The organism is Streptomyces sp. NBC_01707 (assembly GCF_041438805.1).
In the GTDB taxonomy this organism is placed as follows: domain Bacteria; phylum Actinomycetota; class Actinomycetes; order Streptomycetales; family Streptomycetaceae; genus Streptomyces.
On record NZ_CP109190.1, the window covers coordinates 3142093 to 3164827 of the forward strand.

General features: G+C 69.1%; 22 protein-coding genes. 4 read left to right on the plus strand and 18 right to left on the minus strand.

Translation table 11 applies throughout. From position 1 onward, the window contains the following. Positions 1-193 precede the first annotated feature (193 nt). A complete protein-coding gene (nusA, locus tag OG963_RS13910; protein ID WP_030979797.1) occupies positions 194-1234 on the minus strand; it encodes a transcription termination factor NusA in 1041 nt (346 codons plus the stop codon). A gap of 2 nt (positions 1235-1236) precedes the next feature. Further along, positions 1237-1743, minus strand: a complete 507-nt coding sequence (gene rimP, locus OG963_RS13915; RefSeq protein ID WP_093931589.1) for a ribosome maturation factor RimP — start codon at positions 1741-1743, stop codon at positions 1237-1239. Positions 1744-1920: 177 nt separating this feature from the next. Between rimP and OG963_RS13920 the strand changes: the two genes are divergently transcribed. The 3 genes from OG963_RS13920 to OG963_RS13930 are packed head-to-tail and all read left to right on the plus strand — an operon-like array spanning position 1921 to position 3871. Beyond that, positions 1921-2430 carry a hypothetical protein gene (locus tag OG963_RS13920; RefSeq protein ID WP_093779652.1) on the plus strand — a complete coding sequence of 170 codons (510 nt, stop codon included), beginning with the start codon at positions 1921-1923 and terminating at the stop codon, positions 2428-2430. Next, a complete protein-coding gene (locus OG963_RS13925; RefSeq protein ID WP_319740916.1) occupies positions 2427-2936 on the plus strand; it encodes a ferritin-like domain-containing protein in 510 nt (169 codons plus the stop codon). The genes OG963_RS13920 and OG963_RS13925 overlap by 4 nt, the downstream gene beginning before the upstream one ends. 29 nt (positions 2937-2965) lie before the next feature. Next, positions 2966-3871 (plus strand): aminoglycoside phosphotransferase family protein, encoded by a 906-nt coding sequence (locus OG963_RS13930; protein WP_093779648.1) that lies wholly within the window; start codon positions 2966-2968, stop codon positions 3869-3871. An 88-nt stretch (positions 3872-3959) separates the two neighbouring features. Here OG963_RS13930 and OG963_RS13935 read toward each other — a convergent pair whose 3' ends face one another. From OG963_RS13935 to OG963_RS13980, 10 genes are all read right to left on the minus strand, one after another. Further along, positions 3960-5660: a proline--tRNA ligase gene (locus tag OG963_RS13935; protein ID WP_030933296.1), complete on the minus strand. Its 1701-nt coding sequence runs from the start codon at positions 5658-5660 to the stop codon at positions 3960-3962. A gap of 79 nt (positions 5661-5739) precedes the next feature. Then, complete coding sequence (locus OG963_RS13940; protein WP_030933299.1) at positions 5740-6309, minus strand: GNAT family N-acetyltransferase; 570 nt, start codon at positions 6307-6309, stop codon at positions 5740-5742. A 105-nt stretch (positions 6310-6414) separates the two neighbouring features. Then, complete coding sequence (locus tag OG963_RS13945) at positions 6415-7260, minus strand: GNAT family N-acetyltransferase (protein ID WP_093779644.1); 846 nt, start codon at positions 7258-7260, stop codon at positions 6415-6417. A gap of 173 nt (positions 7261-7433) precedes the next feature. Then, a complete protein-coding gene (ispG, locus tag OG963_RS13950; RefSeq protein WP_371798958.1) occupies positions 7434-8588 on the minus strand; it encodes a flavodoxin-dependent (E)-4-hydroxy-3-methylbut-2-enyl-diphosphate synthase in 1155 nt (384 codons plus the stop codon). Positions 8589-8793: 205 nt separating this feature from the next. Then, positions 8794-10104: an RIP metalloprotease gene (locus OG963_RS13955; RefSeq protein WP_030928225.1), complete on the minus strand. Its 1311-nt coding sequence runs from the start codon at positions 10102-10104 to the stop codon at positions 8794-8796. After that, entirely contained in the window at positions 10101-11354 is a 1254-nt protein-coding gene (gene dxr, locus OG963_RS13960; protein ID WP_037823070.1) for a 1-deoxy-D-xylulose-5-phosphate reductoisomerase, read from the minus strand. Before dxr ends, OG963_RS13955 begins: the two co-directional genes overlap by 4 nt. 226 nt (positions 11355-11580) lie before the next feature. Next, positions 11581-12288, minus strand: a complete 708-nt coding sequence (locus OG963_RS13965) for a hypothetical protein (RefSeq protein WP_093778547.1) — start codon at positions 12286-12288, stop codon at positions 11581-11583. A 194-nt stretch (positions 12289-12482) separates the two neighbouring features. Continuing rightward, complete coding sequence (locus OG963_RS13970; RefSeq protein WP_051878885.1) at positions 12483-13112, minus strand: hypothetical protein; 630 nt, start codon at positions 13110-13112, stop codon at positions 12483-12485. Between the two features lie 34 nt (positions 13113-13146). Next, on the minus strand, positions 13147-14394 hold the full coding sequence (gene aroA, locus OG963_RS13975) for a 3-phosphoshikimate 1-carboxyvinyltransferase (RefSeq protein ID WP_093929314.1): 1248 nt from the start codon (positions 14392-14394) through the stop codon (positions 13147-13149). 90 nt (positions 14395-14484) lie between these two features. Further along, entirely contained in the window at positions 14485-16431 is a 1947-nt protein-coding gene (locus OG963_RS13980) for an acyl-CoA dehydrogenase family protein (RefSeq protein ID WP_093778551.1), read from the minus strand. A gap of 575 nt (positions 16432-17006) precedes the next feature. Here OG963_RS13980 and OG963_RS13985 point away from each other — a divergent pair. Continuing rightward, positions 17007-18200 (plus strand): UDP-N-acetylglucosamine--N-acetylmuramyl-(pentapeptide) pyrophosphoryl-undecaprenol N-acetylglucosamine transferase, encoded by a 1194-nt coding sequence (locus OG963_RS13985; protein ID WP_319327375.1) that lies wholly within the window; start codon positions 17007-17009, stop codon positions 18198-18200. 19 nt (positions 18201-18219) lie between these two features. On the opposite strand, the gene OG963_RS13990 is transcribed toward OG963_RS13985, so the two are convergent. The 6 genes from OG963_RS13990 to OG963_RS14015 are packed head-to-tail and all read right to left on the minus strand — an operon-like array spanning position 18220 to position 22638. After that, positions 18220-18642 carry a low molecular weight protein-tyrosine-phosphatase gene (locus tag OG963_RS13990; RefSeq protein WP_319327372.1) on the minus strand — a complete coding sequence of 141 codons (423 nt, stop codon included), beginning with the start codon at positions 18640-18642 and terminating at the stop codon, positions 18220-18222. After that, positions 18630-19763, minus strand: coding sequence for a DegT/DnrJ/EryC1/StrS family aminotransferase (locus OG963_RS13995; RefSeq protein ID WP_371798959.1), 1134 nt, complete (start codon positions 19761-19763; stop codon positions 18630-18632). Before OG963_RS13995 ends, OG963_RS13990 begins: the two co-directional genes overlap by 13 nt. Continuing rightward, positions 19735-20784, minus strand: coding sequence for an ATP-grasp domain-containing protein (locus OG963_RS14000; RefSeq protein ID WP_371798960.1), 1050 nt, complete (start codon positions 20782-20784; stop codon positions 19735-19737). The genes OG963_RS13995 and OG963_RS14000 overlap by 29 nt, the downstream gene beginning before the upstream one ends. A 5-nt stretch (positions 20785-20789) precedes the next feature. Continuing rightward, positions 20790-21803 (minus strand): dTDP-glucose 4,6-dehydratase, encoded by a 1014-nt coding sequence (gene rfbB, locus OG963_RS14005; protein ID WP_319327365.1) that lies wholly within the window; start codon positions 21801-21803, stop codon positions 20790-20792. A 57-nt stretch (positions 21804-21860) separates the two neighbouring features. Then, the gene (locus OG963_RS14010; protein ID WP_319327363.1) at positions 21861-22064 is read right to left on the minus strand and encodes a hypothetical protein; all 204 of its coding nucleotides are present in this window, start codon (positions 22062-22064) and stop codon (positions 21861-21863) included. After that, on the minus strand, positions 22057-22638 hold the full coding sequence (locus OG963_RS14015; protein ID WP_371798961.1) for a hypothetical protein: 582 nt from the start codon (positions 22636-22638) through the stop codon (positions 22057-22059). Before OG963_RS14015 ends, OG963_RS14010 begins: the two co-directional genes overlap by 8 nt. Positions 22639-22735: the final 97 nt, after the last annotated feature.

Genomic DNA, 22735 nt, shown 5'->3' on the forward strand with positions numbered 1-22735 from the left:
CACCCCTTTGGGGCAAAAATCGAACGGATGTTGTCGTGTTCTCAGCGTCACGGAGCGTGGGTGTATTCCCCGGGGCCCGTGTCGGGCCCGTGCTCCTGACCGTTTCGGGTCCATTTCCCGGACCGGAGGGGTCCGCCGTCCGGACGGGCGCCGGTCCAGTCCTCGGACCGGCGCCGGCCGATTCCGTACCGGGTCAGTACCGGTCGGACCGGTCGCGGGCGCGCTCGGCCCGCTCCCGGTCGGCGATGTCCCGCTCGGCGTCGGTCTCGGTGTCCGGGCGGATGTCGATGCGCCATCCGGTGAGGCGGGCGGCGAGGCGGGCGTTCTGCCCCTCCTTGCCGATGGCCAGGGACAGCTGGTAGTCGGGGACGGTGACCCGGGCGGACCGCGCACCGAGGTCCACGACCTCGACCTTGCTCACCCGCGCGGGCGACAGCGCGTTGGCGACCATCTCGGCCGGGTCGTCCGACCAGTCCACGATGTCGATCTTCTCGCCGTGCAGTTCGGCCATGACGTTGCGGACACGGCCGCCCATCGGGCCGATGCAGGCGCCCTTGGCGTTCAGGCCCGAGCGGGTCGAGCGGACCGCGATCTTGGTGCGGTGGCCTGCCTCGCGAGCGATCGCGCAGATCTCGACGGAACCGTCGGCGATCTCCGGGACCTCCAGCGCGAAGAGCTTCTTGACCAGGCTGGGGTGGGTCCGGGACAGGGTCACGGACGGACCGCGCACACCCTTGGCGACCCGTACGACATACGAACGAAGCCGCAGACCGTGCGTGTACTCCTCGCCCGGTACCTGCTCCTGCACCGGCAGGATCGCTTCCAGCTTGCCGATGTCGACCAGGACGTTCTTCGGGTCCTTGCCCTGCTGGACGACGCCGGTGACGACATCGCCCTCGTGGCCCGCGTACTCACCGAACGTCTTGTCGTCCTCGGCGTCACGCAGCCGCTGCAGGATGACCTGCTTGGCGGTCGTCGCGGCGATCCGGCCGAAGCCGGACGGGGTGTCGTCGAACTCCTTGGGCTCCTGGCCCTCTTCGAGGTCGGCCGGGTCCTCCTTCGCCCACACCGTCACATGGCCGCGCTCGTTGAGCTCCACGCGCGCGCGGCGGTAGCTCCCGTCGGTGCGGTGGTAGGCGATGAGGAGGGCCGACTCGATCGCCTCGACGAGCACGTCGAAGGGGATCTCCTTGTCCTGTGCCAAGCCCCTCAAGAGCTTCACATCGATGTCCACGGCTACGCCTCCTCTTCCTTCTTGTCCTTGCGGTTGAATTCGATCTCCACGCGCGCCTTGGCGATCTCGTCGAAGGCGACCCGGCGGGACGTGGGCCTGCGGCCCTTGACGCCCGGCACTTCGAGGTCCAGCCCGTCGTCGTCGACCGCGATGATGCGGGCCACCAGTTCGCCGGCGGCTCCGTCGGCGGTCAGCTGCAGCTTCACCAGGCGGCCGGTGGCGCGTACGTAGTGGCGGTGCTCCGACAGCGGACGGTCGGCACCGGGAGAGCTCACTTCGAGGACGTACTCGTCCTCACCCATCGCGTCGGTCTCGTCGAGCTTCTCGGAGATCGCGCGGCTCAGCTCGGCGCAGGCGTCGAGCTCCACGCCCTCGTCCGAATCCACGATGATGCGCAGCACACGACGGCGGCCGGCCCGGGACACCTCGATCTCCTCGAGATCCAGCTCCTTGGCGCTGACGAGCGGTTCGAGCAGCCCGCGCAGCCTCTCGCTCTGGGTGGTGCTCATCCGGGTGACTCCTCGGCCGCGTGTGCTGTTGTGTGGTTCGTCGCGTGTCAGGTCAAAGGGTATCCGGTCCCGAGGGGTGTTGCCGTCCGCCGACCGCTCAGCCGCGGGTACGCTCGCCTGCGGTGATCACTTCAGGACAGATCCTGTCAGGACAGATCGACACCCGAAGGAGAACAGGTGCGGCGCACGGGGACGACGCGCAGGGGTGCGCTCACCGCGACGGGGGCGACCGTCCTGGGCGCGACGCTGGCCGGGTGCGGGGGCGATGACGGCCGGGAGGACTCCACGATCGCCGACGCGCGGGCCGCTGCGGCCCAGGTGGAGAACACCTTGCGGCTGACGGCCGCCACCACGAGCCGGAAGCTGCTCGTCCGGTACGACCAGGTCGTCAAGGCGTATCCGGGGACCGCGGCCGGACTCGCACCGCTGCGGGACGCCGTACGGGCACACACGACAGCGCTGTCGCAGGGCGAGGGCGGGACGCTCCCCCTCTCGCACCCGCCCGCCACCGACGCGAAGGCTGCCGTCAAGGAGCTGGCCGCGGCGGAGCGCCGTACCGCCGACGCGCATACGGCGACACTTCTGAAGGCCCCTCCGGAGCTGGCCCGGCTGCTGGCGTCGATCGCCGCGGCGGGCGCCGCCCATGCCTACCTGCTGACCGAGATGGCCAAGGAGACCTCGTCATGAGCGCGCAGACGCTGCAGGCGGCACAGGCCTCGCTGGCCGCCGAACACGCGGCGGTGTACGGGTACGGGGTGGTCGGCGGCCGGGTCGCCGACGGACGCCGGGCGGAGGCCACGGCGGCTTATCACGCGCACCGGGCCCGGCGTGACGCGCTGGTGCGGACCGTGCGGGACCTGGGCGGTGAACCGGTCGCTGCGGATTCCGCGTACGCTCTGCCGTTCGCGGTACCGGACTCGGCGGCGGCGGTGAAACTCGCCGCACTTCTGGAGGACCGGATCGCGGGCGTCTACTCCGATCTCGTACGGGCTGCCGGGGGGCCGCTCAGACGAGAGGCCGCGGATGCGCTGCGGGAGGCCGCGGTGCGTGCGGTCCGCTGGCGGGGCAGCGGCGTAGCCTTTCCCGGGCTTGCCGAACGGTCCGCCGACGGAACCACCGGGACGGACCGGCCGACCGGGACCGCTGCGACGGCAGGGACCACTGCGAAGGCCGGGGCAGGTCCGACGCACTGAAGAAGGCTCTGAAAGGGAACACGGCACGTATGGGTTTCGAACCGCCGCAGCGTCTGGTGCGAGCGCTCGGCGAGATGTACGGGGATCCGGCCGCCGCCGACTGGCTCGCGCGGCTTCCCGCACTGACCGCCGAGGCACTGTCCGCGCACGGACCGGAGCTGGCTGTGGAGCGGGTGGCCGCGCCCGGTGGGCGCAGCAGCCTGGTTCTGCTGGTGCGGCGCTCCGACGGCACCCCGGCGGCGCTGAAGATCGCTCCGTCCGGGGCCGCGCCCGAGCTGGAGAGCGCGGCACTGGCGCACTGGAAGGGCTGGGGTGCGGTGCAGCTCATGGGCTCCGACGGCGGCGCTCTGCTGCTGGAGCGACTGCATCCCGAGGTCTCGCTGCGTTCGCTCCCGGAGGCGAAGGCGCTGCTGGAGGCGGCGGGGACGGTGCGGCGGCTGTGGGTCGAGCCGCCTGCCGGACACTCCTTCGAGACCGTCGAGGAGCGGACGGGCCGCCGGACGGAACCGATGCTGGCTGCCGCGAAGGCCGATCCGATGCTGGAACCGCTGGTCACCGCGGCCCTGGCGGCTCGCGAGGAGCTGGTCGCCCACTCCCCCGAAGTACTGCTGCTGCACGGCAACTTCCGCCAGAGCAAGGTGCTGGCGGGCGAACGGGCGCCCTGGCTGACGGTCGGGCCGGAGCCGCTGGTCGGCGAGCGTGCCTACGACCTGGCGCGACTGGTACGTGACCGGGTGGAGGACCTGATCGCGTCCCCGGGCGGCGCGGCGACCGCCCGTCGCCGGGTCAACAAGCTCGCGGATTCACTGGACGTGGACCGGGAGCGGCTCCATGGCTGGACGCTGTTCCGTGCGGTGGAGTCGGGCACCCGCGCGCTGGCGGTCGGCCGTCGCCGGGAAGGCGAGCTGACTCTGGAGTTCGCCGGCTGGCTGTAGCGGTCACGACGGAGCCGCCCTGTCACGAACGGGCGAGGGCCCCCGCGCTGTCGGACAGCGCGGGGGCCCTCGTCGTTCTGAGCGGGCGTCAGTCCTGCACGGTGAGACGGGCGATCGCCTCGTCGACCGTCAGCTCCTCGCGCTCGCCCGTACGGCGGTCCTTGAGCTCGAGGACGCCCTCGGCCGAGCGGCGGCCCGCGACCAGGATCTTCGGCACACCGATCAGCTCGGCGTCGGTGAACTTCACACCGGGCGAGACACCGGCGCGGTCGTCGACCAGGACCCGGACGCCCGCGGCGCCGAGCTTCTCGGCGACCTCGAGCGCCAGCTCGGTCTGGAGCGCCTTGCCCGCGGCGACGAGGTGGACGTCGGCCGGGGCGATCTCGCGGGGCCAGCACAGGCCCTGCTCGTCGGCGGTCTGCTCGGCGAGTGCGGCGACGGCGCGGGAGACGCCGATGCCGTACGAACCCATGGTGACGCGGACGGGCTTGCCGTTCTGGCCGAGCACGTCGAGCTGGAAGGCGTCCGCGAACTTGCGGCCCAGCTGGAAGATGTGGCCGATCTCGATGGCACGGTCCAGCTTGAGGCCGGTGCCGCACTTGGGGCACGGGTCGCCCGCCTCGACGACGACGACGTCGAGGTAGTCGTCGACCTCGAAGTCACGGCCGCAGACGACGTTCTTGGCGTGGGTGTCGGGCTTGTTGGCGCCGGTGACCCAGGCGGTGCCGGGGGCGATGCGCGGGTCGGCGATGTAGCGGACCTTCTCCAGGCCCTGCGGGCCGACGTAGCCGCGGACCAGGTCGGGACGGCCCACGAAGTCGTCGCCGGTGACCAGCTCGACGACGGCCGGGGCCAGGTGCTCGCCCAGCTTGCCGAGGTCGACCTCGCGGTCGCCGGGGACGCCCACGGCGACGATCTCGCCGTCGACCTTGACCAGGAGGTTCTTCAGCGTCGCGGAGGCCGGGACCCCGAGGTGGGCGGCGAGCGTCTCGATGGTCGGGGTGTCCGGGGTGTCCAGCTCCTCGACGGGGCCGTGCACCGAGCCGTCCACGGGGGTGGCCTTGAAGGTCACGGCCTCCGTGTTGGCCGCGTAGTCGCAGGCGGGGCAGTCGACGAAGGTGTCCTCACCGGCCGGCGCGGGCGCCAGGAACTCCTCGGACGCCGAGCCGCCCATCGCGCCGGAGACCGCGGAGACGATGCGGTGGTCGAGGCCGAGCCGCTCGAAGATGCGGATGTAGGCGGCGCGGTGCAGCTGGTAGGCCTCGATGAGGCCCTCGTCGGTGGTGTCGAAGGAGTACGAGTCCTTCATCTGGAACTCGCGGCCGCGCAGCACACCGGCGCGGGGGCGGGCCTCGTCGCGGTACTTGGTCTGGATCTGGTAGAGGATCACGGGCAGGTCCTTGTAGGACGTGATCTGATCCTTGACGACCTGGGTGAAGATCTCTTCGTGCGTGGGGCCGAGGAGGTACTCGGCGCCCTTGCGGTCCTTGAGCCTGAAGAGCAGGTCGCCGTACTCGTCGTAGCGGCCGCTCGCGTCGTACGACTCCTTGGGGAGCAGCGCCGGCAGCAGGACCTCCTGGCCGCCGATGGCGTCCATCTCCTCGCGCACGACGCGCGTGATGTTCTCCAGGACCTTCTTGCCGAGGGGCAGCCAGGTCCAGATTCCGGCGGCGGTGCGGCGTACGTAACCGGCCCGGACGAGCAGCTTGTGGTTGAGCGTCTCGGCGTCCGCCGGGTCGTCGCGCAGTGTCTTGATCATCAATCGGGACATGCGCTGGACCTGGGCCATGATGAACTCCTGCTCGGAAGGGTGATGTGCAGGAGGTTAGCCGGGTGGTACGGGCGGGCGGAAATCGATTGCCGCCGTCCTAGGCCCGGCGGCGCAGCGGAAGAGGCGCTCCCATCACCACGTACGGCTTGGGAGCGCTGGGAAACAGCACCTGTCGTGCCAGGTCCCGGTAACCGAGCGTGCGATACAGACCACGTGCCGGGCTCTCCGTGTCGATGGCGGAGAGGATGGAACGGGGCTGGTCGACCGCGTCCGTGATGGTGGTGATCAGAGAGCGGCCGACGCCCTGGTTCTGGAACTCCGGGTGGACATGCAGTTCGGTGATCACGAACGAGTCGTCGAGCCAGTCCTCGGAGCCGGTGGCGCGCAGATAGGGCTCGACGACGGTGGACCACCAATGGCCGCGCTCGTTCGGCATGCCGTACACGAACCCGATGAGCCGGCCGGCCGCGGTGGTGGCTCCGAGGGCGCGGGCGCACGGGTGCTCCAGGTGTCTGAGGACGATGTGCCGACGTACGTCGACCTCGTTCCGCCCCAGGCCGAAGGCGACGGCCTGCACGGCAAGCGCCTCGTCCACACGTGCGGCCAGATCGATCGGCCCGACCAGGACACTCGGAGTGTGGGCACCGCCCCCGGAAACTGCTGCCATGCGCCGAACCCTACTGTCCGCGCCGGGCTGCGGGATACGTGCCCGGGACGGTCGGGCGAACCTTCGACCGGCCGGAGCCCGCCGGAGCGGCTCCCTCCGGCAAGGTCAGAAGAGCACACTCATGAACGCGCCGACCTCACGGAAGCCGACCCGGGTGTAGGCCTTGCGGGCCGCGGTGTTGTAGTCGTTCACATACAGGCTGACTACCGGTGCGACGTCGGCGAGTGCGTAGCGCAGGACCGCCGCCATTCCGGTCTCGGACAAGCCGCGGCCACGGTGTTCGGGGGCGACCCAGACACCCTGGATCTGGCAGGCCTGCGGGGTGGCCGCGCCGATCTCCGCCTTGAAGACGACCTTGCCGTCCTCGATACGGGCGAAGGAGCGGCCGGCGCCGATGAGCTCGGCGACGCGTGCCTGGTAGAGGAGTCCGCCGTCACCGGCCAGCGGGGAGATGCCGACCTCCTCGGTGAACATCGCGACACAGGCCGGCATCAGGACGTCTATCTCGTCCTTGCGAACGCGACGTACGAGAGGGTCGGGTGTCACATCGGCGGCGGGGCTCTCGGTGACCATGAGCGGCTGGTTGGCCCTGACCTCCCGGGCGGGTCCCCAGCCGGGTTCGAGAAGCCGCCACAGCTGTGCGGTCGCTTCGGCGGGACCGACGATGGAGGAGCAGCGGCGGCCCGCCCGGCGGGCCCGGTCGGCGAAGGCCCTGACGGCCTCGGGGGTGGCGCAGATCGGGACGAGATTGGCGCCGGAGTAGCAGAGCGACCGCAGCCGGCCGTCGGCGTACCAGCCCCACATCTCGCCGCCGAGGCGCCATGGGTCGAGTCCTGCGATCTGAACCCGGGACGTCACAAAAGCGTTGGCGACGGGCTCGCTCTCCAGGATGGCGAGCGCTGCGCCGAGGTCGCTGGGTTCGAGGACCCGGGTGGTGGTCTGCGTCAACACGAGGGGGCCTCACCATGCGGTCTGCTGATTTCCGCACTGTACCCAAAGAGGCTGGGAGACGCCGCCCCATGGCTGTCACCGGTACCTCGGCCCACCGTGAGGTCTCTCACGACTGTGCCCCGCCGGGCGGTTCGTTCGCCGGGCGGGGCACAGTCATGGAGTGGGTACGGGCCTCAGCTGATGGAGACCTCGGGCTCGCCGGAGGCGATGCCGTCCTTCTCCATCTGCTCGGCGATCTTCAGGGCTTCCTCGATGAGCGTCTCGACGATCTTCGACTCGGGAACCGTCTTGATGATCTCGCCCTTGACGAAGATCTGCCCCTTGCCGTTCCCCGACGCCACACCCAGATCCGCCTCACGGGCCTCACCCGGACCATTGACGACACAGCCCATCACGGCAACCCGCAACGGCACCTCCATGCCCTCAAGACCCGCGGACACCTGATCCGCCAGCTTGTACACATCCACCTGCGCACGACCGCACGACGGACACGACACGATCTCCAACCGCCGCTGCTTCAGATTCAACGACTCAAGAATCTGCAGACCGACCTTGACCTCCTCGGCCGGCGGCGCCGACAACGACACCCGGATCGTGTCCCCGATCCCCTCACTCAACAACGCACCGAACGCCACCGCAGACTTGATCGTCCCCTGGAACGCCGGCCCCGCCTCCGTCACCCCCAGATGCAACGGGTAATCACACCGAGCCGCCAACTGACGGTACGCATTCACCATCACCACCGGATCGTTGTGCTTCACCGAGATCTTGATGTCCCGGAACCCGTGCTCCTCGAACAGCGACGCCTCCCACAACGCCGACTCCACCAGAGCCTCAGGCGTCGCCTTCCCGTACTTCCTCAACAACCGCGCATCCAACGAACCCGCATTCACACCGATCCGGATCGGCGTCCCCGCATCGTTCGCCGCCCGCGCGATCTCCTTCACCTTGTCATCGAACTGCTTGATGTTCCCCGGATTCACCCGCACCGCAGCACAGCCCGCATCAATCGCCGCGAACACATACTTCGGCTGGAAATGAATATCCGCGATCACCGGAATCTGCGACTTCCGCGCAATCGTCGCAAGCGCATCCGCATCATCCTGCGTCGGACACGCAACCCGCACGATCTGACAGCCCGACGCCGTCAGCTCCGCGATCTGCTGCAACGTCGCACCGACATCCGACGTCCGGGTCGTGGTCATCGACTGCACCGACACCGGCGCATCCCCACCGACCGCCACCGACCCGACCTGGATCTGGCGGCTGACCCTTCGGTCGGCGAGCTTGGTCGGAACGGACGGCATTCCGAGAGAAATCGCAGTCATGCGCTGAGCATCCCCAAGGTGTGGATCAAGGTCCCGAGATCAGCGGGCTCCGGCCTTCGAGGTTACGCCACGGGTGAGATCCCGGAGCACACGCATCCCCGACCCAGCCCGAAGGTGGGCGGCCGGACACCGTGTGTACGTCCGGCCGCCACCTGTGGTGCACGCGAAGCGGGCGGCGCGCGGAGCGATCCGCGCACCCGGCCGGTCAGGAGATCTTGACCGGGTTGACGATGTCGGCCACCAGGACCAGCAGTGTGAAGCAGATGAAGACACCGGCGACGACGTAGGCGACCGGCATCAGCTTGGCCACGTCGAACGGGCCGGGGTCGGGGCGCTTGAAGACCCGCGCGACGTTGCGTCGCACGGACTCCCAGAGCGCTCCGGCGATGTGCCCGCCGTCGAGCGGCAGCAGGGGCAGCATGTTGAAGAGGAACAGCGAGAGGTTGAACCCCGCCAGCAGGAACAGCATCATCGCGATCTGGTTCGTCGCAGGGACGTCCAGCGTCATCACCTCGCCGCCGATCCTGGCCGCACCGACCACGCCGACCGGGGAGTCCGCCGCTCGCTCCCCGTCGCCGAAGGCCGCGTTCCACAGGCTCGGGATCTTGGACGGCAGGGCGATGATCGAGTCGACGCCGTTCTCGATCATGTCGCCCATGCGGACGACCGAGTCGCCGAAGGAGAGCGGGACGATGTCCGTGCGCGCGGCGAATCCGAGGTATCCGGCCGGGACGAACTTGCCGGGGACCACCTCGCCGTCGGAGTCCTTCTGGGCCACCGAGTTCTTCTGCAGCACGGCGTGGAGGGTCTTCTCCTGACCGTCGCGCCGGACGGTGATGGTGGCCGGGCCGATGGTCTCGCGGATCCGGTCGGAGAGGGTGGCCCAGTCGTCCACCTTCCGGCCGTCGAAGGCGACGATCTTGTCGCCCTTCTTCAGTCCGGCGGCCTGCGCCGGCGAGACCGGGTCGCTCTTCTCGCAGGTGTCGCGCTTCTCGCTCTGTGCGATCACGCACTTCTGGACACCCGCGACCTCGGTGGTCTGGGTCTGGAAGCCGAAGCTCATCGCGACCCCGAGGAAGATCGCGACGGCCAGGACCAGGTTCATGAACGGTCCGGCGAACATCACGATCACGCGCTTCCACGGCTTGCGCGTGTAGAAGAGACGCTTCTCGTCACCCGGTTCGAGTTCCTCGAAGGCGGCCTCTCTGGCGTCCTCGATCATGCCGCGCCACGGCGAGGTGGAGCGCGCCTCCAGCCGCCCGTCCGGACCGGGCGGGAACATGCCGATCATGCGGATGTAGCCACCGGCCGGAATCGCCTTGAACCCGTACTCGGTGTCGCCCTTCTTCCGCGACCAGACAGTCGGTCCGAAGCCGACCATGTACTGCGGGACGCGGATACCGAAGAGCTTCGCGGTCGACAGGTGACCCAGCTCGTGCCAGGCGATCGAGAACAGCAGACCGATGGCGAAGACGACGATGCCCAGAATCGTCAACAGGACCGTCGTAATACTCATGCGCGCGCCTCCGCTGTCGCTTTCGCCGAGAGTTCCCGAGCCCGGGCCCGCGCCCAGGTCTCCGCTTCCAGGACGTCTGCGACCGTGAGCGAAGTTCCCGTCGGGGGTGTGCCGTGTTCGGACACCACCGCCGTGACCGTATCCATGATTCCGTTGAACGGCAGCTGTCCTGCCAGGAAAGCGTCCACGCACTCCTCGTTCGCGGCGTTGAACACCGCCGGGGCGGTGCCGCCGAGCGTGCCCACGTGCCTGGCCAGTCCCACGGACGGGAAGGCGTCGTCGTCGAGCGGGAAGAACTCCCAGGAGGAGGCCTTCGACCAGTCGAATGCGGGCGCCGCGTCCGGGACGCGCTCCGGCCAGCCGAGGCCGATGGCGATCGGCCCGCGCATGTCCGGCGGGGTGGCCTGGGCGAGGGTGGAGCCGTCGGTGAACTCCACCATGGAGTGAACGTACGACTGAGGGTGGACGACGACCTCGATCCGGTCGAACGGGATGTCGTAGAGGAGGTGGGCCTCGATGACCTCCAGGCCCTTGTTGACGAGGGTGGCGGAATTGATCGTGATGACCGGGCCCATGGCCCAGGTCGGGTGCGCGAGGGCCTGCTCGCGCGTGACGTTCGCCAGCTCGCTCTTCGTCCGTCCCCGGAAGGGGCCGCCGGACGCGGTGACGACAAGCTTCCGTACGTCGGCACGGGTGCCGGCGGCGAGCGCCTGGAAGAGCGCGGCGTGCTCGGAGTCGACCGGGATGATCTGGCCGGGCTTGGCCAGTGCCTTCACCAGCGGGCCGCCCACGATCAGCGACTCCTTGTTGGCGAGGGCGAGCGTACGGCCCGCCTCGAGCGCGGCGAGCGTGGGGGCGAGGCCGATCGAGCCGGTGATTCCGTTGAGCACGGTGTGGCAGTCGCTCCCGGCGAGCTGCGTGGCGGCGTCGGGACCCGCCAGGATCTCGGGCAGCGGCTCCCCGGCCCCGTACTGCTCGCGCAGCGCCTCGCGAAGGGCCGGCACCGCGTCCGCGGCGGCGACGGCCACGGTGCGCACCTTCAGTTGCCGCGCCTGCTCGGCGAGGAGGGCAACCCGGCCGCCTGCGGCGGAGAGCGCGGTGACGCGGAAGCGGTCGGGGTTGCGCAGCACCAGGTCGATGGCCTGGGTACCGATGGACCCGGTGGAGCCGAGGATGACGAGATCCCGGCGGCCTTCCGCTGCGTCGAAGACGAGATGCGGGTCGGCGAGGGGGGCAGGGCTGTCGCTCATGCCCCCCATTGTTGCCGCATCGGCCCAGCGGGTTGACAGCGCGTCCCGGAGAATTCCGGGAGGAGCAGCTCCGGCAGCGTTCCTGTGAATGTCGGCAGCCGCCGGGCCAGGGCCCACCGGGCGGCTCGGTCCACGAGGAGTTCGTCGCACCGCTGCTCGATCCGGGCCGCCGGGGCGGAGGCGATCGTGTACGGGGCGCACCGGAGCAGCTGAGCGAGCGCCGCGATCATGCGGCGCGGAACTTGGTCCACTGCGCGGTCATGACGTCCTGCGGGATGCCGCCCATGTCCTTGGTGCCGGGGATCTCGCCACGGAAGGCGAGAGTGGTGGAGCCGGAGCGGACGACGGTGAGGTATTCGTACAGCTTCAGCTTGCCCTTCACGTCGAGGATGGTGAAGCGGTAGGCCTCGGCCTCGTCGGCCTCGGCCGCGAAGTCGGGTGCCGCGGCGGGCTCGACCTTCAGATACTTCCCGTTCGCCAGGGCCCGCTCCTCGGTGAATCCGCCGGCGCAGTCCTCTCCGGCCTTGTCGAGCTTTTTCATGACCTCGGCCGCGGCGCCGTTCCGGTACGACCGGAGGGTGACATCGACGGTGACGCCGAGCATCTCGTCGGGGATGTCCACCTTGCGTTGGACCTGAGCCGCGGGGGCGGGGTCGCTGACGTCACCGGCGAGGCTGACCAGCGGCTGGCAGCCGGCGGGATCCGCGGTGTAGGCGTCGCCGAGTGGACCGTCGAGGGTGTACTCGGAGGCCGTGTACTTGCCGACGGTCTGCCCGTCGGTGAACGAAGCAGCCTCGAGCTGTGCCTCGCTGAGCGCCTTGGGCCCGTGGGCCGCCGCCGAGGGCTTGTCGTCCTTCCCTGAGCCGCCGGACCCGCGCGCGCCACCCGAACTGTCCTTGTCGCTGCTGCACGCGGCCGCTCCCAGAGCCAACACGACTGCAATCGTCACGGCCGCGGCTCGGCGTCCCTGTCCGCGCCGGATACCCACCCCGAACATCCCTGCCCCCATTTCGCTGTTGGTGATGCCGGCTCTTCCGCAGGTTCTGCAGGTCGTGCTGGAATCCGTCGTTCTTGATCGACACCCCCGATTGTGCTGCATGCCCACGGTCCCGGTCCTGCCGAGCGCGCCTACTTCGACATCGGGTGCGCGCACAGGGCCTTGTTCTCGGCGCTGTAGTCCACGTACAGCAGCCAGTCCTGGCCCCAGCACTTGTCTCCGGCGGAGATCCAGAACTCGGCCTCGGGTGAGCTGCATCCGACCTCTTCAAGGTCCTGCTCGGGCCACTCCGCGTTGTTGCGGACACAGTCTCCGGCCGTGAACGTGGGCCGGGTGTCGGGGATCAGCCCGGGTACGACGAGAGTGGCGAGCGCCAGGACCAGGACGGTCATGATGGCGAGCGCGGGCGGACGGGCCAGGACCCGGCGGCCGGGGGCGAGTTGAGGACGCAGATTCCCCACCGGATGGGGCAGGGAGCGGATCCGGGAGCGGGCACCGATGTTCATCAGCATGGTGACCGGAGCAGCGAACACGGACAGCAGGCCCCACCAGCCCTGCCACAGGGTGTCGGACGTCATCCTGCGGTAGGTGGCGGTTCCGCAGGTACGGCAGAAGGCGCCTTCCTCGGTCAGGAAGCGGAGCGTGACGACCAGACCCTGGTGCCCGCGCACCACGGTGTGGACGGCGGGTATCGCACCGCAGATGTGGCACGACACCACGGATCCGAAAGGAGGCAGCGGGTGATGGGGCGGCGTGGACATGAGAACTCCCGGGAACGACGTGGGCCCAGGAACCCTAACGGTTCGTGAGTTCCGCGAACTCCGCGAACGCCTCGTGAAACTGCGGGAACGTCTTCCGTACGCAGCCGGGGTCGTCGTACGTGATGCCGGGAACTCTCAGGCCCGTGACGGCGAACGACATCACGATGCGGTGGTCGCCGTGGGTGGCGATCTCGGTGGGGCGCGGTGTACCGGGGTGGATCCGGATCCAGTCCGGACCGGTCTCGACGGTGATGCCCATCCTCCGGAGGTTCTGCGCACAGGCCTCCAGCCGGTCGCACTCCTTCACCCGGGTGTTGCCGACGTCCTCGATGCGTACCGGCCCCGAGGCGAAGGGCGCGAGCGCGGCCAGCGTCGGCATGGTGTCGGAGATGTCGCGCATGTTGACCGTGAGGCCGCGGAGCGTGCCACGGGACCGGACGGTGGTGGAATCCGCGGTGCTGCGCACGTCGGCGCCCATACGGCGCAGTACGTCGACGAACCGCAGGTCGCCCTGGAGGGCGTCCTTGCCGAGGCCGGCGACGGTCACCTCGTGGCCGGTGAGCGCTGCCGCGGCGAAGAAGTAGCTCGCGGTGGATGCGTCGGGTTCGACGGCGTAGGGCGTGGCCCGGTAGCCCCCGGGCGGCACGGTGAAGACGTTGTCGTCGTGACCGCCACGGGTCACCTCGACGCCGAAGCTGCGCATCATCGCGAGGGTGATCTCGATGTACGGAGCGGAGACCAGGTCGGTGACGGTGATCCGGAGCCCTTCCGCCGTCAGCGGTCCGAGCATCAGCAGTGCGGTGAGGTACTGGGAGGACTCCCCCGCATCCAGGGTGAGTTCGCCGCCCTTGATCCCGGATGCGGTGACCCGCAGCGGGTGGTGGCCCTCGGCTGCCTCGTGGTGCAGATCGACACCGAGGGTGCGCAGGGCCTCGGTCAGCGGGGCGAGGGGCCGGCGGCGCATCTGGGCGGAGGCGTCGAAGCGGTAGGTGCCGGAGGCGGCGGCCGCGGCGAGGGTGGGCAGGAAGCGCGCCGTGGTGGCCCCGTCGCGGCAGTGGATGTCGGCCTCGGTGGCGGCGGGTCCGGCCGGGCGGCCCTCGATGTGCCAGCGGTCCGCTTCCTTCGCGACGTCGTAGCCGAGGCGTGCGAGACCTTCGGCAAAACCCTCGGTGTCGTCCGAGCACAGGGGACGTACGAGGGTGCTGGTGCCCTCCGCCGCGGCGGCCAGGAAGAGGGCGCGTGCGGTGACGGACTTGGAGCCGGGGATGTGGATGACGGTCACGGGTCCCCATCCTGCCGTGCGGCGCGCGGCCGGGCGGGGTGCGTCCAGCGAGTGGACGCACCCCGCCCGGCCGGTCCGGTCGTCCGACCGTCAGCGGATGGTGCGGTGAACGTTTTCCCTGGTGGCCGGGCCGGGGGTGGCATCGGCGATCCAGGGGCCTTCGCCGCTCGGGTCGACGATCCCCTCCTCCAGCCAGGTGTACGCACCGTTCAGGACGGAGTCGACCACACGCCGGTCGAGGTCGTCCGTGTTGGACCAGAGGCGGTTGAAGAGTTCCTCGGTCCGGATGCGGGACTGGTGGCAGAAGGCGTCGGCGAGTTGGTAGGCCTCCCGGCCGTGATCACCGGTGGTACGCAGATGTTCGGCACGGACGCAGGCGGAGCTCATCGCGAAGAGCTCCGCTCCGATGTCGACGATCCTGCCGAGGAAGCCCTGTTTGGTCTCCATGCGGCCCTGCCAGCGCGACATCGCGTAGAAGGTGGAGCGGGCCAGCTTGCGGGCGGAGCGTTCGACGTAACGCAGATGGCTGGACAGGTCCGGGTGGCCGGATGGGTGGAACTCGTTGTAGGTGCGCGGGAGTTGCCCTGGGCCTGCGACCAGTTTGGGTAGCCAGCGGGCATAGAAGCCGGCCGCGTTCGCTCCCGCCTTCGCCTTGGCGGAGAGCGGCTTGTCGGGGTCGATCAGGTCACCCGCGACCTTCAGATGGGCGTCGACGGCCTCACGGGCGATCAGCAGATGCATGATCTCCGTGGAGCCCTCGAAGATCCGGTTGATCCGCAGGTCCCGCAGGAGTTGCTCGGCAGGGACGGCACGCTCGCCCCGGGCGGCGAGGGAGTCGGCGGTCTCGAAGCCCCGACCGCCGCGGATCTGGACCAGTTCATCAGCCATCAGACAGCCCATCTCGGAGCCGTACAGCTTGGCCAGGGCCGCTTCGATGCGGATGTCGTTACGGTCCTCGTCCGCCATCTGGGAGGCGAGATCGACAACGGCCTCCAGGGCGAAGGTGGTGGCGGCGATGAAGGAGATCTTGGCGCCCACGGCTTCGTGCCGGGCGACAGGCCTGCCCCACTGTTCGCGGACCGCCGACCATTCACGGGCGATCTTCAGACACCACTTCCCGGCGCCGACACACATGGCGGGCAGGGACAGCCGTCCCGTGTTGAGGGTGGTGAGGGCGATCTTGAGACCGGCGCCTTCGGGGCCGATGCGGTTGGCGGCCGGGACCCGGACGCGGTGGAAGCGGGTCACGCCGTTCTCGAGCCCGCGCAGCCCCATGAAGGCGTTGCGGTTCTCCACGGTGACACCCGGGGCGTCCGCCTCCACGACGAACGCGGTGATGCCGCCCTTGTGGCCGACCGACTTCGGGACACGGGCCATGACGACCAGCAGGTCGGCGACGACACCGTTGGTCGTCCACAGCTTCACACCGTCGAGGATGTAGTCGGAACCGTCCGGAACGGCCGAAGTGGCGAGCCGGGCAGGGTCGGAGCCGACATCGGGCTCGGTGAGAAGGAACGCCGAGATGTCGGTGCGGGCGAGCCGCGGCAGGAACATGTCCTTCTGCGCCTGGCTGCCGAAGAGCTTCAACGGCTGCGGTACGCCGATGGACTGGTGGGCGGAGAGCAGCGCGCCGATCGCCGGGTTGGCGGAGCCGACCAGGGAGAGCGCCCTGTTGTAGTAGACCTGGGTCAGTCCCAGGCCGCCGTACTTCGGGTCGATCTTCATCCCGAGGGCGCCGAGCTCCTTGAGGCCGTTGATGACCTCGTCGGGGATCTTCGCCTCACGCTCGATCACGGCGCCGTCGATCTTGGTTTCGCAGAAGTCGCGCAACCGGGCGAGGAACGCCTCGCCTCGCCGGACGTCGTCGGCGGCCGGCAGTGGATGCGGGTGGATCAGGTCCAGCCGGAAGCGGCCGAGGAAGAGTTCCTTGGCGAAACTGGGCTTGCGCCAGTCCTGCTCGCGTGCGGCTTCGGCCACTTGACGCGCTTCACGCTCGGTGACCTTGGGCGTGTTCTTTGGAGCGGATGGTGCGGTCATGAGGAGCTCACCTCGCCGCGTTGTCGGTGGGCGGACCCGGCCGGTCCGCGCCGAGCGCGCATGCGCGCCTGCCGAGGCATACCAACCGGTGCTACTCGTCCGTATGTACCCGATTCCTGACGCCCTCACCAGCCCTCCGACGCCGATCGGGTCGCGAGCCACTCCAGTGGCACGTTCAACTCGCGAACTGCGGTCGGGCCGGGTGGCGGTGGGAAGCAGAAACGGCCGGAGCCCCCGCACAGTGGGCCCCTCGCAGCGCCCTGACCTGCAACTTTACTCTGACCTGCGCGAACGCGGAGCGCTTCAACCCGTCCTGACCCGTCTCGGCCCGCCCTAGCCCGCTTTCCTCCACTCCCGTGCTCCCGTGGGAGCACCGCGTGGGAGCACGAGGGCGAAGCATGCCCTGACCTGCCGATATCCGCTCCGGCGCGCCACGAGCCCGCGCCGGTCGCCAAATTGACCGAATACGCCAGTGCTCCACCGCCGCGCGGCTTCTACGAGTGCAGTCCGGGATCACCTTGCATGTGGCAGGCTCAGGGGCTGCACAGTGATCGAATAAGACTGGAGCATTCCCTGTGACCAGCGACGCTCACCGCCCCTCGTTCGGGGTCGAAAGGACCTTCCGCCTGATCGTCACGGGCGGTGGCACCGGCGGGCACACGTACCCGGCTCTCACAGCGGTGCGCACCTTGCAGGCCCGACTCGCGGCTCAGGGCGGTGCGCTGGAAGTCCTTTGGGTGGGCAAGGCCGACAGCCTGGAGTCACGCGTCGCCGCAGCTGAGGGGATCCCGTTCACAGCCGTCGCGACCGGCAAGATCCGCCGCTCGAAGAATCCGCTGAAGCTGGCCTCGCCGGCGAACGTGGCAGATATGAGCCGCGTCCCCCTCGGTGTCCTCCAGGCACGCAGGGCGATCAATGCGTTCCGTCCCGACGTCGTGCTGGCCACGGGAGGCTACGTAGCGGTCCCGGTGGGTGTGGCCGCTACGAGGCTGTGCCGAATCCCGTTGGTTGTGCACGAGCAGACCGTACGGCTGGGCCTGGCAAACAAGACCTTGGCTGTCGCAGCAACCCGAGTCGCAGTCTCTTCCGAATCGACCGTGCCGCTCCTTTCGGAAGCGGTACGCGCTTCAACGGTGGTCACCGGAAACCCGGTCCGGCCCGAGGTGTTCACCGGGCAGGCCGACAAGGCGATCGAGGCTCTGAACTGGCACGGCTTCGACCGGCGGCTGCCGACCGTCTACGTCACCGGCGGTGCCCAGGGTGCGCAGCAGATCAACAGCGTCGTGCGCGACGCGCTGCCGTGGCTGCTCGACCACGCCAACGTGATCCACCAGTGCGGCCCGGACAACGTCGAGGGGCTGCGCCAGCACACGGCGCAGTTGCCCGCACAAAGCGCGGCGCGCTATCACCTCACCGGGTACGTCGGCGCCGAGCTCCCCGACGTACTCGCCCTGGCCGATGTGGTGATCTCCCGCAGCGGCGCCGGAACCATCGCCGAGCTGACCGCCCTGGGCAAGGCCGCCGTATTCGTTCCCCTCGCCACGGCGGCCGGAAATGAGCAGGTCCACAACGCTGAGCACTTGGCGACCAACGGCGCCGCCGTCACGCTGGTGGGTGACGTGACCGCCGAGCGGCTCTGGACGGCCGTGGCACCGCTGCTGACGGACTCGCAGCAACGCACGGCGATGGCCGAGCGTGCCCGGTCGTACGGGCGCCCCGACGCCGCCGAGCGCCTGGTCGACGTCGTGCTCTCAGCAGCCGGGGTATAGGGCCCGGCTGCTGGCGGCGTCACGCAATGTGCTGCCGAGCTCCTGCTTCGATGATGTCGGCGCACGCGGCGAACGCGGCCTCGTCGCCTCCATACGGGTCGGGCACGTCCCGGTCACCGAGGTACAGGGCGAGGGCGAACCTGCGGGGGGTGTTGGCGTCCATCTGGCCCCGCAGTTCGGTTAGGACTGCCCGGTCCATCGCCAGGATGACGTTCGCCCACTCAAGCAGGTCCGGGGCCACCCGGACGGCGCGGTGGCCGGTGAGGTCGTATCCCCGGGCGGCGGCAAGTCCGAGCATCCGTTCGTGCGCGGGCATGCCGGCCCACTTGCTGCGCAGGCCCGCCGAGCGAATCTCCACAGATCCGCCGCCGTGGTGCGAGAGCACGCTGGCGGCGTACGGGGAGCGGCAGATGTTGCCCAGGCACACGGTCAGGATGCGCATGTGCCCTCCAAGGCGCGCGCCAGGGCGTCAACCACGTACCTGGCGTCGCCGTCGCTCATGGCCGGGTGGAACGGAAGGCTCATGAGTTGCTGTCCCGACCGCTCGGTGAGGGGCAGAGGCCGGTGCCATCTCCGGAACGCCGGCTGTGTGTGGTTCGGGGGGTAGTGCACGCCGACCCCGATGCCAGAGCAGCGCAACTCTTCGAAGATGCGGTCGCGGTCCTGGACGTGGACGACGCAGTTGAAGGGGACCGTGCGGTCCACATCCACGTCCACCACAGATACGGCGTCGAGCGTGTGCAAGCCGTCCGCGTACGCCCGCCAGAGGTCGCGCCGCTTTGCCGCCACGGTGCTGAACCGTTGCAGCTGCACAAGGCCGACCGCGGCGTTCAGGGCGGACATAGTGGCGCGCAGGCCGTACCCCTCGACGGCATACGAGGTGGTCGCACCGCGCTGCTGCTGGGACTGGGTGATCCCCAGCGCGCGCAGCCTTCGCAGGTCGTCGGCCTCCAGAGAAGTCCGCGGGATGACGCCGCCCCCCTGCCCGCAGGTCAAGTTCTTGATCGGGCCGAAGGAGAAGCAGGTGAGTACTCCCGGCTGCGCGCCGACGAAAGTGTCTCCGCAGAACGAGCCGAAGGCGTGGGCTGCATCCTCGACCACCGTGATCTCGCGGGCGTCGAGCACATCCCGGATGCCGGAGAGGTCCACCGCGCGGCCGCCGTAGAGGACCGGCACGACGGCGCGGGTGGCCGACGTGATAGCCGCCAGCACCTCGTCGGCCTCGATACAGAGCGTCGCCGGGTTGATCTCCACGAAACGGGGGTGGGCACCGCACGCAAGGATCGCGTGCACGGTGGCGCAATAGGTCTGGGACGGAACAACGACCTCGTTACCCGGCCCCACTCCAGCGACCAGCAAGGCGAGGTGGAGAGCCGCGGTGCCCGAGGCCACTGCGACCATGTCCGGGACTCCGAGGTACGTGGCGATCTCCCGCTCGAATTCCTCGACGATCACCCCGTGTCCGTACTGCCCCGCTTGCAGGGCCACGGCCATCGCATCGCGTTCCGGTCCGTGGAGGTATGGACGCGCGTTCTTAGTGACTTCGGTCGGTGTGGGGGACATCGGATAGTCCTTCTCTCGCGCTGGCCGAGCTGGTCTTGGGGTTCGGGATGGCCACGGGCAGCTGTTCGCCGGTGGCCAGCGTCTCGAAGTACTTCGTGAGGAAGACGCCCGGTTTGTACGTGAGACGGTCGTGGTCGATGGGTAGCTCGAACAGGCCGTTGAGGGTCTGTTCCACAAGCGCGGCACCAGCCACCTCGGACAGCGGGAACCCGCCGGCGAACCGAGCATTCACCTCGGTCACGATCACGCCCGGGTCCTCGTCACAGATGAACCCCTGCACACAGCAAGGGCCAGTCGCCCCGATCGCGGCCAGGGTGCGCCTCACCTGCGTATCAACCTGATCGTCATGAAATGTGCTGCTGACCACGGACAGTCCCGCCTTCACCAGGTCCCTGTACCGCAGGACCGTCGACGCGCGGCCCGAGCGGTCCACGAGACAGTCCGCGGTGAACTCCCGTCCCGTGATGCGTTCCTGGACGATCGGGTCCGGGACGAGCTCGCACAGGACTCGCGCTTGACGGCGCGAGTCGCAGTAGTAGACGTTCTGCGTGCCCTGACCGCGACGCGGCTTGACGACGAGCGGGGAGCCGGAAGGCATCCTGTCGAGATCCTTCGGGGGGACCGTGGTAGGAGTGGGCACCCCCTTGGATCTGAGCACGGCGTGGAACCGGGCTTTGTCGATGCACGCGTTCAGCGTTTCGATTTCCGGGAGCCAGGTGCGTACGCGCAGGGCATTGAGGTCATCGAGGAGACCCGAGAGTCTCGGTAGCTCGTGCTCGACTGTCGACAGCAGGGCGTCGGGGCGTGCGTCCCGGCATAGATCGAGAAGGCGCTGTGAATAGTCCGGGTCCGCTGCCAGAGGCAGTACGTGAGGGGTGACGCCGTCCAGAAGGAGGCCGGCGGCAAGCGGGTCGGCGTCTGCCGCGATGATCTCGCAGCCCATCCGCATGAGGTGTCGGGCGAGATCGAGTCCTGGTGCTCCGCCGACACCGGTGACGAGGATGCGGGTCCGGGGGGCCATGGTGCTCACCCCTCGGCCGTCGGCCGGACGGTGATCTCAGCCATGGGCGCGTCCTCGTCACGTTCGGCAGGCGCCCACTGGAAGGAGTTCTCCTTGTACCAGGCCACGCTCTGGGCCAGGCCGTCATCGAACGGCCAGGCGGGCCGGTAGCCGAGATCGTCCGCGATCTTCGACCAGTCCATGGCGTACCGGATGTCGTTGGACTTTCGGTCCGGGACATAGGTGACCGCGTCCCAGCCAGCCCCGCAAAGTTCGAGTAGCCGCCCGGTCAGCTCCTTGTTCGTGAGGTCGGTGCCGCCGCCGATGTTGTAGACCTCACCAGGGATGCCGCGGCGGAGGACCAGCTCGATGCCCTGGCAGTTGTCTTCGACATGCAGCCAGTTCCGGACGTGCTGACCCTGGCCGTGGAGGGTGACGCCCTGTCCCGCGAGGAGCTTTGTGACGAACAGCGGGATGATCTTCTCGGGGTGTTGGTTCGGTCCGAAGTTGTTCGAGGATCGGGTGACGCAGACGGGCACGCCGTCAGTGTGGAAGGCGGACAGGGCCACCATGTCGCTGCACGCCTTCGACGCGGCATAGGGCACGGTCGGGTTGAGCGGGGAGCGCTCCGAGGCGTGGCCGGTGACCAGTGGCCCGTACACCTCGTCCGTGGAGACGTGCACGAACTTCTGGATGCCATGGCGCTTGGCCGCGTCCAGAAGGGTGTGCGTGCCGACGACGTTGCTGGCGAGGAACGTGGCGGCCTCGAAGAAGCTCCGATCGACGTGCGACTCTGCGGCGAAGTGCACGATCGCATCGTGTCGCTGCACCAGGTCGTCGACGAGTGCCGCGTCGAGGATGTTCCCTCGCACGAAGTTGAGCTTCGGCGAGACGAGCTCGTGCTCCAGGTTCTCCTTGTGGCCGGCGTAGGTCAGCGCGTCGAGGACGGTCACCTCAGCGATGTCCTGCGCCGCCAGCAGTCGTTTGACGAAGTGCGAGCCGATGAAACCGGCACCGCCGGTAACGATCACCTTCTCCATCTCAACTCCTCCATGAGGTCGGTCTGCTTGCCACCCAGCGGTGGGCGGCTCCGGTCATCAGATGGGGCGGTGCGTGGCGGCGAACACGATCGTCGCGAAGACGAGTACGAGTACGACGGAAGCGGTGACGAGCAGACGGCGAGCCTCCGGATTCGGCTTGGCGTCGTCGCGTTCTACCGGCTTATGGCCCTGGTCTGTGGGCTCCGTGAAGGCAGCCTCCGTGCCATCGGGATGGTCGCTCGCGGACCCGCGCTTACCCACGATCGCCCTCATCCGCCTCCGCAGCCAGGCGCTCCCCGGCGGCTCGCCGATAGCGGCCGTAGGCGACGAGCTGCGAGACCGCAGCCGGACTACAGAGGGAGCCGGGGCCGTCCATCGGCACGCACCAGTACGACCGGGACTGCTCCGGCTCGTTCCGCTGCGGGCGCGGAACGCCAAGGAAGGACCCGGAGCCGAGACACTCGGTGTCCGGTACCGCCTGGCCGTCCCATTGCGGTAACCGTGACGTGCTCGCCGGTACGAGCACGTAGTACCGCTGGGAGGACGTGTCGACGAACACGGGGCCGCCCTGGAGTGCTTCCTTCAGGTAGGCGCCGATGCGCTCGGGGTCGTCAGTGCCGGCAGCGGCTCGCACGATGTCGCCCGGGACGCGGACCGCTGCGAACACTCCGCCGCAGCGGAGGAGCGCGATACCCCTTGTCGCCCACTGGTCGCGAGCCTCTTTCATGTCCGGGGCTGCGCTGAGCAGCCAGTGGCCTACCGCCAGCTCCCGGTCCTCCCTCGAATGTACGAGCACTCCAGGGCTCGACTCGACCGGGCCTCTTACGCCGCTCACCGCGCCACCTCCGAGGCAACGCAACAGGCGGCCACCTTGAACTCTCCTTCGCTGCAGGTGAGTTGGGTACGCTCAAGCACGGCGACTCCTAACCAGT

What these genes read in the sequence shown, in the direction of transcription:
- OG963_RS13990 (WP_319327372.1), bottom strand. Translation starts at nt 18,642, where the DNA reads ATGCGCATCCTGACCGTGTGCCTGGGCAACATCTGCCGCTCCCCGTAC.
- OG963_RS13995 (WP_371798959.1), bottom strand. Translation starts at nt 19,763, where the DNA reads ATGTCCCCCACACCGACCGAAGTCACTAAGAACGCGCGTCCATACCTC.
- OG963_RS13940 (WP_030933299.1), bottom strand. Translation starts at nt 6,309, where the DNA reads ATGGCAGCAGTTTCCGGGGGCGGTGCCCACACTCCGAGTGTCCTGGTC.
- OG963_RS14000 (WP_371798960.1), bottom strand. Translation starts at nt 20,784, where the DNA reads ATGGCCCCCCGGACCCGCATCCTCGTCACCGGTGTCGGCGGAGCACCA.
- OG963_RS13930 (WP_093779648.1), top strand. Translation starts at nt 2,966, where the DNA reads ATGGGTTTCGAACCGCCGCAGCGTCTGGTGCGAGCGCTCGGCGAGATG.
- OG963_RS13955 (WP_030928225.1), bottom strand. Translation starts at nt 10,104, where the DNA reads ATGAGTATTACGACGGTCCTGTTGACGATTCTGGGCATCGTCGTCTTC.
- OG963_RS13935 (WP_030933296.1), bottom strand. Translation starts at nt 5,660, where the DNA reads ATGGCCCAGGTCCAGCGCATGTCCCGATTGATGATCAAGACACTGCGC.
- OG963_RS13925 (WP_319740916.1), top strand. Translation starts at nt 2,427, where the DNA reads ATGAGCGCGCAGACGCTGCAGGCGGCACAGGCCTCGCTGGCCGCCGAA.
- ispG (WP_371798958.1), bottom strand. Translation starts at nt 8,588, where the DNA reads ATGACTGCGATTTCTCTCGGAATGCCGTCCGTTCCGACCAAGCTCGCC.
- rfbB (WP_319327365.1), bottom strand. Translation starts at nt 21,803, where the DNA reads ATGGAGAAGGTGATCGTTACCGGCGGTGCCGGTTTCATCGGCTCGCAC.
- dxr (WP_037823070.1), bottom strand. Translation starts at nt 11,354, where the DNA reads ATGAGCGACAGCCCTGCCCCCCTCGCCGACCCGCATCTCGTCTTCGAC.
- OG963_RS13970 (WP_051878885.1), bottom strand. Translation starts at nt 13,112, where the DNA reads ATGTCCACGCCGCCCCATCACCCGCTGCCTCCTTTCGGATCCGTGGTG.
- OG963_RS13980 (WP_093778551.1), bottom strand. Translation starts at nt 16,431, where the DNA reads ATGACCGCACCATCCGCTCCAAAGAACACGCCCAAGGTCACCGAGCGT.
- rimP (WP_093931589.1), bottom strand. Translation starts at nt 1,743, where the DNA reads ATGAGCACCACCCAGAGCGAGAGGCTGCGCGGGCTGCTCGAACCGCTC.